This is a genomic window from Pseudomonas sp. DR48, from assembly GCF_019823085.1.
GTDB lineage: Bacteria > Pseudomonadota > Gammaproteobacteria > Pseudomonadales > Pseudomonadaceae > Aquipseudomonas.
This window is the reverse complement of sequence record NZ_CP081946.1, coordinates 3675407-3689980: the sequence shown is the minus strand read 5'-3', so window position 1 is coordinate 3689980 and position 14574 is coordinate 3675407. Positions and strand designations below refer to the sequence as shown.

The 14574-nt window shown below is 60.2% G+C and carries 9 protein-coding genes; all 9 read right to left on the bottom strand.

The window, feature by feature from the left end:
- Window positions 1–354 precede the first annotated feature (354 nt).
- The gene (locus K5K95_RS16625; RefSeq protein WP_222585216.1) at window positions 355–3951 is read right to left on the bottom strand and encodes a glycosyltransferase; all 3597 of its coding nucleotides are present in this window, start codon (window positions 3949–3951) and stop codon (window positions 355–357) included.
- A 116-nt stretch (window positions 3952–4067) separates the two neighbouring features.
- Window positions 4068–5645 carry a flagellar hook-associated protein 3 gene (locus K5K95_RS16620; protein ID WP_222585215.1) on the bottom strand — a complete coding sequence of 526 codons (1578 nt, stop codon included), beginning with the start codon at window positions 5643–5645 and terminating at the stop codon, window positions 4068–4070.
- Between the two features lie 13 nt (window positions 5646–5658).
- Complete coding sequence (flgK, locus tag K5K95_RS16615) at window positions 5659–7698, bottom strand: flagellar hook-associated protein FlgK (RefSeq protein ID WP_222585214.1); 2040 nt, start codon at window positions 7696–7698, stop codon at window positions 5659–5661.
- Window positions 7699–7721: 23 nt separating this feature from the next.
- Window positions 7722–9014: a flagellar assembly peptidoglycan hydrolase FlgJ gene (gene flgJ, locus K5K95_RS16610; RefSeq protein ID WP_222585213.1), complete on the bottom strand. Its 1293-nt coding sequence runs from the start codon at window positions 9012–9014 to the stop codon at window positions 7722–7724.
- Between the two features lie 11 nt (window positions 9015–9025).
- A complete protein-coding gene (locus K5K95_RS16605; protein ID WP_167360535.1) occupies window positions 9026–10114 on the bottom strand; it encodes a flagellar basal body P-ring protein FlgI in 1089 nt (362 codons plus the stop codon).
- Window positions 10115–10141: 27 nt separating this feature from the next.
- A complete protein-coding gene (flgH, locus tag K5K95_RS16600; RefSeq protein WP_222585212.1) occupies window positions 10142–10837 on the bottom strand; it encodes a flagellar basal body L-ring protein FlgH in 696 nt (231 codons plus the stop codon).
- 51 nt (window positions 10838–10888) lie between these two features.
- On the bottom strand, window positions 10889–11674 hold the full coding sequence (flgG, locus tag K5K95_RS16595) for a flagellar basal-body rod protein FlgG (protein WP_222585211.1): 786 nt from the start codon (window positions 11672–11674) through the stop codon (window positions 10889–10891).
- Window positions 11675–11720: 46 nt separating this feature from the next.
- Entirely contained in the window at window positions 11721–12461 is a 741-nt protein-coding gene (locus K5K95_RS16590) for a flagellar basal body rod protein FlgF (RefSeq protein WP_222585210.1), read from the bottom strand.
- 320 nt (window positions 12462–12781) lie between these two features.
- Window positions 12782–14344, bottom strand: a complete 1563-nt coding sequence (locus tag K5K95_RS16585; protein WP_222585209.1) for a sigma-54-dependent transcriptional regulator — start codon at window positions 14342–14344, stop codon at window positions 12782–12784.
- Window positions 14345–14574: the final 230 nt, after the last annotated feature.

The following is a 14574-nucleotide window of genomic DNA, read 5'->3' as shown; positions in this document are numbered from 1 at the left end:
GAGCAGGCTCACTCCCACATAAAGCAGAGCAGGCCGGCGCAGTGCTTTTGCTTCTCACCACTCATCAGGTCGAGCGTTAGCTCGCCTTCAGCTTTTGATCTTGATCTGCCCCGTCGGAAGGCCGAACGCAGGTTCTGCGTAGTGGGCAACCCGGCATGGATGGCCGATGGCGGCGGGCCCACGGAGCAGGACCGGAGTGAGGGAATGCCGAGCCTAGGCGAGGCACCGTACGTCAGGGGCGCAAGCGCTTGGTTACTTGGCGCTTCTCCAAGTGACCCGCCGTAAAGGCGGAACCAATAGCCGCCATGACCGCAGAAACGGATATGCACCCAACTGGCAGGGACCGGCCGATGATCAATCCGCCAACCAGCCATTTTCCCAGTAGCGCAGATTGTCGCCGCGCAGCACGTAATCACGCAGAACCACCTCGCGCAACTCATCGCCCATGCGGTAGCTGGCGTCCGGGTCGGCCAGGTGCATGCGGATCGCTTGCAGCCATTCATCGGTGGAGTTGGTTTTGATTCGGGTACATGGCAAGTATCCGCGATAAGCCTCGGTGTCGGTGCAGATCACCGGGTAGCCGCACGCCCCGTACTCCAGCAGACGCAGGTTGCTCTTGCAGTCGTTGAAGATGTGGAATTCCAGCGGTGCCAGCGCCAGGTCCAGGTTCAGGCTGGCCAGCTTCGCCGGGTAGACGTCCAGCCCGATCACACCATGGAACTCATGCATATACGGACGCAAATCATCCGGGCACATGCCGAAGAACACCCAGTCGACTTCGTTGGCCAGTTCGCGAACCACGTCGGCAATCACCGCCAGGTCGCCGTGGTGACTGGTGCCGCCGCCCCAGCCGACCCGAGGTTTTTTTGAAGTACGACGCTGGCTGCGCATGTCGCTCCACAAGTGCTTGGCCAGCATGTTTGGCACGACACGAATGTCGTCATGCATGTCCGACAATGCGTTGCCCAGCGCGTCGGTGGAGACCACCACGCGGTCGCACATGCCGATCGCGCGCCGTACCAATTTCTCCATCTCGTCCTTGCCCGGCATGTTGCGGATATGCGCATTGCGATGGGGAACGTTGATGACATAGTCATCCAGCTCGTAAATCCGTCGGGCGCTGGAGTAGGTTATCAGGCCCGGAATCTCGTTGATCGGTCCTTCGGAGTAACGACCTTGCAGGATGATCACGTCAGGTGACTGACGCTCGACCTCAATGATCGACGGCAAGTTGTAGTGAATACGTCCATGAGCCCTGCCCGCCGCTTCCAGTTCGATCAAGGGCTGCGTCACGCGGTAGTGACCGATGGCCGAGGCATTGACTGGCAGTGCAAGAATTGTCGGCAACTGAGATGTCGAGAACGGACTCCAGCCGGCACGCAGGCCCGGCTCAAGGCTGAAGCTCGAACCGCCCAGCCCGTGCAACGACAAATTGACGTTGTAGGCCGGATCGCGAGCCACAATGGGCAGCCAGCGCTTGTAAAACACTTGCTGTTCCTGAGTGCGCGAGGCCTGCTCGGCCTCCGACAACGTTACCGCTGGCTGAGCGCCCAAGGCCAGTTTGGCAAAGGGTGTCCAGACCACCAGATAACCGTCCTTACCCACACGCAGGCACAGGTCCACTTCGTTGAGGCTCTGGCCCAGGTTCTGCTCGTCCAGGCCACCGACGGCGTCAAATACGGCTTTGCGGATCATCAGGCAATCAGCGCCGACGGCACTCAAGTCATGGACCACCTGCAGGCGATACATATAACCCGCAGCGTTCAGCGATTCGCCGTAAAACGGCACGCCTGCCGGCCCTTGCAAACCAAGGATCAGGCCCGCGTGCAGAACTCGTCCATCCGGGTTGAACACCTTCGCCCCCACAACGCCGACTTCCGGTCGTTGTGCGTGATTGAGCAACTCATCCAGCCAGTCACTCTGAGTGATCACGGTGTATGGGTTAAGCATCAGCACGTAGTCGCCAATAGCCTGCTTCACGGCGAAGTTGCGCACCGCCGCGCCATTGCCTTGCTGTGGATACGTCAACACACGAATCCGCTCGCTGCCCAACTGCGCCATACCCGTCAGCCACGCGTGGGCCTCGGCGCTTTCGCTACCGTTGTCGACAAGCAGCAACTCATATTCGCTGTAGGCGGTTTTTTCCAGCAGGCTCTCGACACAGCGCTGCATGGCGATGGTCTGATCCTTGCCAACGATGACGATCGACACTAACGGACGATCCTCATGGTGATAGTCAACCCGGTTAAGCAACGTCGAACCCGCGTCGCGAATAACATGTGCGATGCCCATGCGGTCCAGGTGCGCCTGCAGCAACAGCGGATTGTTATTGACCACTTCAGGCTGGGACAGCCACTTGGCAAGATCGAACGGCGACTCCAGCAGGATTTCGGCAACGTGTCCGATCACTTGCGGGCCGTCATTCTCGACCAGACGCCAGAGCACATCGTGAGGGGCCAGTTCGCCAAAGACGGAATCAAAACCGCCCAACGCCAGGAACGCTTCACGGTCAAACGCCAGCGCTCGCCCGACATAGGGGTAGCTGCGCATCAAGTCCAGGTTAAAGTCTGGCTTGAACGCCGGCTCGGCCGACTCGCCTTGCCGCAGGCCACCTTCATCGCTGTACAGGCACTTCAACGTGCGCGAGAGGGCAATCCGCTCAGCCATTACCAGCAAGGCCGGCGCCACCAGGCGATCGCCGGCACGCAGCAGGTAGAACCAGTCGGCCCCGTCCAGTTGCGGCAACAAGTCATTGATTTGCTGCTGCCAGTCATCTTGCAGCGGCAAACGGAAAATCCGCTCATCCAGCTCGGCTTCCATGCACGCCGAGGACAACACCAGTGTCAGTTCAGGTGGATAGTCTTGCGCGGCAAGGGATTGCAACGTGTGGTCCAGCGCTGAGCGGCTGCCCTGCTCATCAATAATGATCGGGACGATTTTTGGCGTGCGCGGCCAGCCCACCAATGTTTCGGGCAACAATGTGCGCTGCCCCTCAGTGAGGCAGCGGCACGCCAGCCACTGGGCGTACAGCTCGGAGAAACTGACACTGGCAATGCCGACATGCCAGTCCTGGGTGGTCTGCTTGGTGCCCAGGGTTCGGCTCAGCGGTAACTCTTCCCAAACCCGGGGTAACTCGTCGGCCTTGGTCAGCGGCAAGTAGCGAACCCAACCCGGCGCTGGCGCAGATTCGCCGCTGCGGGCCTTGAGCATTTGCAACAGCCATTGCCGCTCGGCCTCGACCGAATCCTTCATCGATTGTTGACCGCTCAAACGCTCCGGGTACAGGCGCTCGACACTCAACACATGATTGGACACCACCAGATTGCCGCGCCGCAGCAGGCACATGTACAAGGCAAAATCCAGGGTCGCGACAAAACAATGACCGGGTTGAGTCAAGGCCGGCAACAGCTCCAGTACATCGGCACGACGGAACATGGCATTGCTGAAACCGCCGAGGATATTGACCGGGAAATTCTCGAAGATCGCCAGCAGGTCTTCACCCTTGAACAGCCCGCACACCGGGGAAAGCGGTGTGTTTTCAAGCCGCGAAGGCAAAGGCAGATCATCGGCATCCCAGAACAACCGCTGGGCCAGTACCAGATTCACATCTTCACGATCGATGAGCACTTGTGCCTGACGCTCAATGCACGTAGCGAACAATTGGTCATCATCGCAAAGAAACTTGATGAACTCGCCTTGCGCTTCTTCCAGGCAGACTTGCAGGTTTCCCACCAGTCCGAGCGTGCGGGGATTGCGCACATAGCGCACAACGACATCCGTCTGCCCGCTCAACGAATTGACCATCTCTTCGATTTCAGTGCCACGGCTATCGTCGCAAACAATGACCTCGAGATTGCCATAGTCCTGGCTCACGGCACTGTGCAACGCCCGACCAAAAAAGCGCGGATTGAAGGCAGGAATGACAAGGCTGACAAGAGGGAGTGAATTCACGGCGGACTCGCAGGCGGCGAGAGCTCGCCCAGAAAAGCGAGCCCTTGGAACCGCGGAAAAAGACAGTAGATATGGGAGGGTCAGCGGTCACCGGACGCTTGCGCGCCCGGCTGCCGTCAGATCTTGTTGAACAGCCCCAGCGAAGTGATCTTGCTGAACGCCAGTTGCGCGGCTTGCAGCATGGTCTGCTGCAGGGTCAGGCGCGTCATGACTTCGGCAGGGTCGGAGTCGCGAATCGACGACTGGGTCGCCGTATTCGCCAGGCTCAGGCTCTGGTTAGTCGTGGTCTGATCGTCCAGTGACTGACCGCGCGCACCGATCGACGTAATGGCCGAGCCCAACTGGTTACTGGCGCTATCCAGATTCGCGAGGCCCGATTCCATGGCCGCCTGGAATTGCTGCTTGGCGTTCGTGTTGCCATCAACTGGCAAGCTCATCGCGCTGATCATCTTGCCCAATGTGTCGAGCACGTTCTGGGTCTGGTGATTGTTGGACTGGACCGCGAACTGATCGTTGGCGGCGGGTGCACCACCGCCCAGGGTGAATGTCACGCCCGCAGCAGTGGCGGTGGACGGAGGACCGGCCACCACGGCGCCCGAAGACACGGGGCGACTGTCGACGGTCACCGGCGCAGCGTAGAGGTCGAAGGCTGTCGGACTGGTGAACTTGAGGACCGCCCCACCCGTCGGGAATGCAGCATTGTAGGCCGCCGGGTTAGTGATGGCGGAACCGGTGATGACGGCTGTGGACGCGTTGCCGGCGCTGCGCGTGGCGTTGAACGAGTCCTGCGAGGCCGACAGCTGGAAGGTGTGACCGGCAATCACTGTGTCCGGTACATCGCCCGGCTTGAGGTTGATGTTCAGGTTCAGGTCGACGCCACGAAAGTTGACCACCTGGTTGGCGCCGTTGCTGTTGCTGAACGCGCCGTTCTGGCTGGCCTCGGTCGTCACGTCGTTGCCCAGCCCATCAGTGATCTTCAGCTGGGTGCTGCTCAAGAAGGTGACCGTGTATGGCTGACCGCTGGCGAACTTGGCGTCGTAGGTTGCGCTGTTGCTGACCTGACCATTGGACAGGACCACGCGACCATCATCCACCGCCGGAGCGGTCATGGTGGCCTGGGTGCGGCTGGTATTGATGGTCTGCTGGAACGCGTCCCAACCAGTGGTGTTGGATGCCACCGTCAACCCATCGCCGATGCCCAGGTTGATGCTGGTCTGGTCACCGTTGTAGGTGTAGGTGCCGTCGGAATTCTGTGAGTAAGGCGGGGTGTCTGTTTTCGAACCGGAGAACAGGAAGTTGCCGGAGGCATCCTTGGAGTTCATCAGGCCCAGCACTTGTTGCTGGATCTGGCCCAATTCCGAGGCATACGCTTTACGGTCGTCGTCGGTAGCGATGCCGTTGTTGGCACTGAGGGCGATTTCCTTGGCGCGCTGCAAGGCGGTGCCAATGGAATCCAGGGTGGTTTCCTGCAGGCTCAATGAACTCTTGGTCGAACTGATGTTGCCGTTGTACTGGTCCAGCATTGCGCTCTGCTGACCGAGCTGCAGCAAACGACCGGCACCGACCGGATCATCTGCGGCGGTGTTGACGCGCGTCAGGCTGCTGGCTTCATTGCTGGTCGCGATCGCCTTGTTGAAGTTGCGCTGATAGTTGGCAGCGGTTGTCTCGTAATACTGGGCGGTAGAAATGCGCATGAATTACGACTCCTTAAAGGCTGTTGATCAGCGTGCTGAAAATTTCCTGCGCAGCCTTGATGATCTGCGAAGACGCGGTGTAGTACTGCTGGTATTTGACGAGATTGCCGGTTTCCTCATCCAGGTCGACCCCGGACAGGGAATCACGGGCGCCCTTGGCCTGGGTCAGGATCGCCGAGGTGGCAGCACTGTCCGACTTGCCTTGAGCGGCTTTGGTCCCGACGTTGGTCACCAGCGTGTTGTAGGCGTCGGTCAGGCTGATGCCCTTGCTCGCCGAACCGGTGTCCACGGTCTGTTTGGTTTGCAAACCGACCAGCGCTTGAGCGTTGCGGTTGTCCGAGGATGCCGCACCGGTCAGGGAGATCGAGAAGCTCTCGCCGTTGGCTGGCGAACCACCCACCGTGGTTTGTACGGTGAAGGTTTTCTGCACCGGCGGAGCGCCGCCCATGATCGGGTTGCCGCTGGCATCGATCATGGGCACTGTCAGGTTCAAGGTGTTGTTCTGACCCGGAACAATGGTGCCGCTACCCAACGGGTTGCCTTGGGCGTCACTCAGGTTGTAAGTCTGGCTGCCACCGCTTGGGGAACCGAAGGTCACCTTGACCGGCGTCGAATACTTGAGCCCTGTCTGCATGTCGGCCTGGGCCGCCGGGCTGTAGATGTCCAGCGTGCTGGTCAGCGTCGGCTGGGTGTAAGTGCCCGTGGCTTTGGAGCTGGCCACACCGCTCAATGGCGCTGCCGCCGCGATTTTTTTCGGGTCGTTCAGGACCGTCTGGATGCTGGTTGCGGCGCCGCGAGTCGGGGTCACCTTGAAGGTATCGCCAGCGCTCAGGGCACCGCCGTTCAGGGACAGGCTGAAACCATCGATCACTGGAGGTGGCGTGGTCAAGGTGCTGAAGGCGCCCATGGCGGTGCCGTCAGAACGCTTGACGGTGTAGTCGGTGGGAGTGCTGAACGTCACCTGATAGTCGCTGGTGGTCAGCTTGCCGGTGTCCTTGATGGTGACATCGAGGTTGCCCGAGCCGGCGCTGTTGCCCGCCTGGCCAATGCTGCGCTGGCTGATCAGCGCGGCGCTGTTGATGTTGTTGAAAATCGCTGCGCCGAATTCACCGTTCTTGTCGATGCCTTGCGCCTGCTGGCTGTTGATCTGGTCAGCCATCACCAGGGCCACACGCCCCAACTCGTTGAGCGACGGGTCGAGCACGTCCTTGCGATAGGAGAGCAAGCCGCCGATTTCGCCACCACTGACCACCGACGTGATGTCGATGGTGCTGGAGCCACGATCCATTTGCAGCGCCATGCGCGACGGATCGTCTTTGCTCGGCACGGTGCCCAGGGAGTTGGTGGTGTTGCCGATCACCAATGGCTGGCCGCTGCCGACGTAGATATCGTAGCTGGTGCCGCGCTCGACCACTTGGGTGCCGACCAGCTCGGACAGCTGGCGTACCGCTTCGTTACGGTTGTCGAGCAAGTCGTTCGGCTGACCACCGCTGGTGGAGACCTCACCGATTTTCTGGTTCAACGATGCAATCGACGTGGCCAGCTTGTTCACCTTGGTCGCCATGTCGGACAGGCTGCCATTGAGGGTGGTGTTCTGGTCATTCAATTGTTTGGCGACGGTATTGAAGCGATTGCTCAGCGCCTGGGCACCGGTCAGCACCGACTGGCGCGACGTATCGTCGGTCGCCGATGACGAAACACCCTGCAGGGAGGTGAAGAACTTCTGCAGGACGCCGGTCAACCCGGTGTTGGTATCGGACAGCGTGGCGTCCAGTGGCGTGGCCTGAGCCTGGTACGCCGAGGCTTCACTGTTGAGCGAGGTGGCGGTGCGCAGCTGAGCATCGAGGTAGGAGTTGTATACCCGGCGAACGTCCGCCAGGGTCGTCCCGGTGCCGATGAACACATTACCGAACTGCTGCGAAGCCTTGGTGCTCTGCACGGTTTGCTGACGCGAATAACCGGCGGTGTCGACGTTGGCAATGTTGTTGCCTGTCACAGACAAAGAGGATTGGCTAGCCGCCAGACCCGACATCCCGATATTGAGCAAACTCATGGTTCAGACCTTATGCCTTGTGCCTATAAAGGCGTGGTGGTAGCGCCCGCCGCAGCGTAGTTTTGGTAACTCGTCATCTGCTTGGCTATCTGCGAAATCTTGCTGGCGTAGGCCGGGTCGGTTGCATACCCGGCTTTCTGCAACTCGCGTACAAACTGTTCTGGGTTATCGGCAGACTTCACCACATCTTGATAGCGATTATTGGTCTGCAGCAAAGTCACCAGGTCATGGAAGCTGTCTTTGTACGAGTCGTAGGAACGGAACTCGGCCGTCTCCTTGACCATCTCGCCATTGCGGAATTCGCTGGTGATCGCTCGCGCCGAATCACCCTTCCAGCTGCTGCCGGCCTTGATGCCGAACAGGTTGTGGCTGCTGCTGCCATCCTGGGCGCGCATGACTGATTTGCCCCAGCCGGTTTCCAGTGCGGCCTGAGCCACCAGATAACGTGGATCGACGCCAATACGGTCGGCGGCTTCCTTGGCCAGCGGCAACATGGTGTTGACGAATTCGTCGGCGGAGCTGAAGGCTTTTTTCGCGGGCGCCAAAGGAATCTGCGCCATGGCCCGACCATAAATCTGCATCTGCCCCTTTGACGATGTGTCCGTCTGCGATGCCAGCCAATCGCCGTTGAACAGCGGGCCGGCGCCGGTCTTGGCGTTCTGCGGCAACTGGATCCGGGTCTGTGCGGTCGCGGCAGTGGCCGCAGTGTTCGTGACCGACGGCACCAGCCCGGCGAGCAAACGGTCTGCCAGTTTCGGCGGCAGCGCCAGGCGGCGCTGATTGAGCATCGCCACATCATTCGTGTGATCGGCGGTGTGCGTCGGCACCCTGCCCGAGCGCGACGCCCACAACGGACGCTGGCCATTGAGGCGCGACAACGGACCATTGGTGCCCGTCGTGCCTGCGTCTATCGGGGTTTGTACGGCCGCTTTCGCCGCCGCCTGTTTCGCCGCAGATGCAGCCTCAGCCTCACCTGGCGCCAGCGGTTTGTTCTTCGACATCTGGCGCATCAGCACATCCGCCAGACCAATACCACCGCCTTCGCGGGACATGGAAATCGCCAATTGCTGGTCGTACATTTCCTGGTATTGCTTGGCAGCCGGCGTGTTGAGCGGATTGTCCTTGCCCAGCGCTTCGGTGGCCGAACGCATGGACTTGAGCATTTCACCGAGAAACAGCGATTCGAATTCCTGAGCGACCTTGCGCATGTTGCCGTCGCTGTTCTTGTCGCCGACCTTGAGCTGGTTCAGGCGATTGAGGTCCGAATAGGACCCCGAATCGCTGGTGCTGAGTGTGCCGGCCTTGCGCATGTCCATGGTCGCTGTCCTCAGATCACGATCAGGTCGGCTTGCAGCGCGCCGGCCTGTTTCAGTGCTTCGAGGATGGCCATCAAGTCACCCGGCGCCGCGCCGACCTGGTTCACCGCACGCACGATTTCGTCGAGGGTGGTGCCCGGGCCGAACTTGAACATCGGCTTGGCTTCTTGCTGGGCGTTGACCCGCGAGCGCGGCACGACGGCTGTCTGTCCGTTGGACAAAGGGCCGGGCTGGCTGACGATCGGGTCTTCGGTAATGGTCACGGTCAGGCTGCCGTGGGTCACGGCGGCCGGGGACACTTTCACGTTCTGGCCAATGACAATGGTGCCGGTACGGGAGTTGATGATGACTTTCGCCACCGCCTGGCCCGGATCGACTTCGAGGTTTTCAAGGATCGACAGATAGTCGACACGCTGGCTTGGGTCCAAAGGTGCCGTGACGCGAATCGAGCCGCCGTCGATGGCCTGGGCAACGCCAGGGCCGAGCATATCGTTGATCTTGTCGACCACGCGCTTGGCGGTGGTGAAGTCCGAACGATTGAGGTTCAGGGTCAGGCTGTTGCCCTGGTTGAAACCGCTCGGTACCGAACGCTCGACCGACGCACCACCCGGGATACGACCCGCCGACGGAACGTTGACGGTGATCTTCGAACCGTCACGACCTTCAGCATCGAAACCACCGACCACCAGGTTGCCCTGGGCGATGGCGTAGACGTTGCCATCGATACCCTTGAGCGGCGTCAGCAGCAAGGTGCCGCCGCGCAGGCTTTTGGAGTTACCGATGGAAGAAACGGTGATGTCGACCTGCTGACCCGGTTTGGCAAACGCTGGCAATTCGGCACTGATCGACACTGCTGCGACGTTCTTCAGCTGCACGTTGCCGGACCCTGGCGGCACCTTGATGCCGAACTGCGAGAGCATGTTGTTGAAGGTCTGCAGGGTGAACGGGGTCTGGGTCGTCTGGTCGCCGGTGCCGTTAAGCCCGACCACCAGGCCGTAACCGATCAATTGGTTGGTCCGCACGCCGGAAATGCTGGCGATATCCTTCAGACGCTCAGCTTGAGCGTTGAAGGCTGCGGACAGCAACAGGGCGGCCACCATGAGACTTTTGAAGTTCAACGTAGCCACCTAGAAAGGGAACAGCGGGCTGAGGAAGAAACGGTCGAACCAGCCTGGCTGACTCGCATCGGCAAACGAACCGGTGCCCGAGTAGGTGATGCGTGCATCGGCAATGCGCGTCGACGAAACCGTGTTATCGGTGGCGATGTCATCGGCACGAACCAGGCCGGCAATCCGTACCAGTTCATCACCGGTATTGAGGGTCATCCACTTCTCGCCACGCACCGCAATGATCCCGTTGGGCAACACGTCGGCGACGGTTACGGTGATCGAACCGGTGAGGCTGTTGCCCTGCCCGGCCTTGCTATCGCCCTTGGTTGCGCGGTCGCCGCTGTAGCTGGCATCCAGAGTCAGATCGCCGCTGCCGACCGGGTTATTCACGTTGGGCGTACTGCCAAACAGTGAGGACAGGCCAATGCTGGTCTTGCTGGTCTTGCCGACCTGGGAGTTGGCGTTCTTGCTTGCCTGGGTCTTCTCGTTCAGGGTGATGGTGATGATGTCACCGACCCGGAACGCCTTGCGGTCGCTGTACAGGTTCTGTTCGAAACCGGCCTGATAGATCGAGCCGTTGTTCGCGGCAGCCGGCAACGGCGTTCGCGGCAACACCGGGGCGTAATAAGGGTCATTGGGCTTGGGCGTCGGTGCGACGCAGCCTGCAAGCGAGACCACCCCACTCAGTGCCAGAACAGATACAAAGCGATTCATGACCCTACCTCACGGTGCTGCAGGCGGCTTCATGCCGCCTCATAGACTTGATTACAGATTCTGCGTTACGAACGAGAGCATCTGGTCGGCGGTGGAGATCACCTTGGAGTTCATCTCGTAAGCGCGCTGAGTGGTGATCATGTTGACCATCTCTTCAACGGTGCTGACGTTGGACCCTTCCAGGGTGTTCTGCAGCGTGGTACCGAAACCGTTCAGGCCCGGGGTGCCGACTTGTGGTGCGCCGCTGGCCGCGGTTTCCTGGAACAGGTTGTTACCGACCGCTTGCAGACCGGCCGGGTTGATGAAGTCGGCGGTTTGCAGGTTGCCGATCACCTGAGAGGCCGCGCTGCCGGGAACGGTGATGGACACTGTGCCGTCCGTACCCACGGTAAAACTCTGGGCGTTGTTCGGAACGACGATCGCCGGTTCCAGAGCGAAACCGCTGGCATTCACGACCTGACCGTTGGAATCGAGGTGGAACGTGCCGTCACGGGTGTAGGACGTGGTGCCATCCGGCTGCAGGATCTGGAAGAAACCGCGACCATTGACCGCCAGGTCGAGTGGCTGCTCGGTGGTCTGCAGGCTGCCGGCGGTGAAGTTTTTCTGGGTGCCGACAATGCGCACACCGGTACCCACTTGCAGACCGGTCGGCAGTGCGCTGTCCTGGGTCGACTGGGCGCCAGGCTGGCGTTTGATCTGGTACAGCAAGTCCTGGAACTCGGCGCGGTCACGTTTGAAACCCGTGGTCGATACGTTCGCCAGGTTGTTGGAAATGGTGGTCAGGTTGGTGTCCTGGGCGGACAGACCTGTTTTGGCAACCCATAGAGCCGGAAGCATTTCGATTCTCCTCGTGCGCCTGTTTTACGGCGCGACGTTCTGGTAATTAGCTGATCTGCAAGACCCGAGCCATGGCCTGGTCATCGTCTTTGGCGGTGTTCATCATCTTGATGTGCAGCTCGAATTGCTTCGACAAGGCCAACACCGAGGTCATTTCTTCCACGGCATTGACGTTGCTCGACTGAAGGAACCCGGACACCAGCTTGACGCTCGCATCGGCTTGCGCCGGCTTGCCGTCCTTGGTGTGGATTGAACCATCCAGGCCTTTGGTCATGTTCTTCGGGTCAGGGTTGACCAGTTTGATACGGTCGACTTGCGCGATCACCCGCGGGCCTTCGCCCATCGAACGAATACTGATGGTGCCGTCCTCGCCCACTTCGATTTTCTGCTCGGGCGGCACCGCGATCGGTCCGCCATTGCCCATCACCGGCATACCGTTGCCGGCCCGCAGCACGCCCAAGGCGTCAACGTCCAGGCTCCCGGTGCGCACGTAACTTTCGCTGCCGTCAGGGCTTTGCACGGCAATCCAGCCATCGCCGGTCACTGCCACATCCAGATCACGGCCGGTTTCTACCATCGAACCTGACGAGAAGTCGGTGGCCGGACGCTCGGTCATGGCAAAGGCACGCGCCGGAAAGCTGTCACCAAACACCGGCATCGAACGAGCCTGTTCCAGGTCTTTCTGAAAACCGTTGGTGGAGATGTTTGCCAGGTTGTTGGCATGAGCCTTCTGCGCCAGTGCATTCTGGCTGGCGCCGGTCATTGCCACATAAAGGTACTTGTCCACAGTCGTTCCTCTGCATGCCGGACGTTTGCCGCCCACTGCTGTACTGCTGAGCGATAAGCAATTTGCAGACCAACTTTTTTCTGACGGTGCCGGGCCCGGCAAACAAAGGACTTGAGGGGTTTTCAAGGGATTGGGGAAATGTATCGAAGACGAAAAACCGGCGGTGTTATGCCGCTTCGCGGCAATCTTAAATGCCGTTGTCCATATGATCGTTCCCACGCTCTGCGTGGGAATGCAGCCCGGGACGCTCCGCGTCCCATCAAGAGCCGAACGCGGAGCGTCCGTTGAGGCATTCCCACGCAGAGCGTGGGAACGATCAGTCAGGTGCCGGGCTCTTTGCCGACTTCGTACTCACGCAATTTATTGGCAATGGTGGTGTGCGAGACCCCCAGCCGCTTACCCAGCTGCCGACTGCTCGGATGCTCGGAATACAGGCGCTCCAGCACGGCTTTCTCAAAGCGCCCGACAATCTCATCCAGCCCGCCCTCAAGCGAAAAATCGCCGAGCGGCTGACGCACACCGTAATCCGGCAGACGAATATGTTCGGCCTTGACCGTCCCACCCTCACACAACGAAACCGCCTGGAACAACACGTTTTCCAATTGCCGGACATTGCCCGGCCAGTGGTAATGGCTAAGCCGCTCCATCGCCGCTGGCGCCAGCTTCGGCAGCGGACAACCAATCTGCCGGCTGGCCTGATCGAGGAAGTGTTCCACCAGCGGCGTCAGTCCATCGAGGCATTCACGCAGCGGCGGGATGTGCAAAGAGAGCACGTTCAAACGGTGATACAAATCCTGGCGAAACTCGCCGCGCGCGCACAACTCGGACAAGTCGACCTGCGTCGCGCAGATCACCCGAACATCCAGATAAACCTCTTCATCGCTGCCCACACGACGGAAGCAACCGTCCTGCAGGAAGCGCAGCAGTTTCACCTGCAAGCGCGGGCTCATTTCCCCGACACCATCCAGAAACAGCGTGCCGCCCGCCGTCAGCTCCAGCAGCCCAAGCTTGCCTTCGGCCCGTGCGCCTTCGAAAGCGCCGGGGCCGTAACCGAACAACTCAGTCTCGGCCATCGATTCCGGCAGACCGGCGCAATTGAGCGCCATCAAGGGGGATTGGCCTCGTGGACTGGCCAGGTGACAGGCCCGCGCCAACAACTCTTTGCCAGTGCCGGTTTCGCCTTCGATCAAGAGCGGCGCATCCAGTGGCGCCATGCGTCGCGCCTCGCGCACCACCGCTGCCATCACCCTGGAGCTTTGGAAGATGCTGTCGAACCCGCGCAACTCCTGCTTGCGCACGTTATAAATGCGCTCGCCGACGCGGTCGGCGCGGTGCAACGTCAGCACCGCACCCGCCATTGCCTCGCTGTCGTCATGCTCTGATTGCAGTGGCGCGATATCGGCCAGAAACACATCGCCCTTGACCTTCACCCGCAAGCCGTTGATCCGCGATTTGTTGGCGCGCACCAGTTCCGGCAGGTCGAAATCCTCGGCGTAACGCGACAGCGGAATCCCCGGCACCTCATCCACCCGCACCCCGAGTAGCTGCGCCGCCGCACGGTTGGCGGCGACAATCGAGCCGCCCATGTCGATCGACAGCACCGGAAACTCCAAGGCACCAAGCAAGGCATTGAGCTCCATATGCCGACGCTCGCTGGGCATCAGCCCTACGCGTTTGACGCCAAATACGCCGGCAATCGATTCAAATTTCGGACGCAGGGCCTGGAACTGAATGTTGATCAGGTTCGGGCAATGCAGGTAGATCGCGTTGCCATGCTCACCGCCGACCTCGCCGCGAGCGACGTTGATTCCGTACTCGACCAGCAAGTTGAGAATGTCGCGCAGAATGCCGATGCGGTTCTGGCAGTGGACTTTGATGCGCATATAAAAGGCCCGAAACAGGAGTGATCGAGGGCCCGAGCCAGGAATTTTCTGCGCAGGCGCCAACTTTGTCGTCAAGATTATGTGACAGGTGTAGGCCGATTCAACCCCACAAATCGCAATACCTGCGCCATAGCGCGCAAACCGTAACGAATTCTTTACGGAAAATGCGGATTTTTCCTACTCTCGACACTTGGCACCTGCTGCAACGCCGCACACCTTGGGGTATTTCT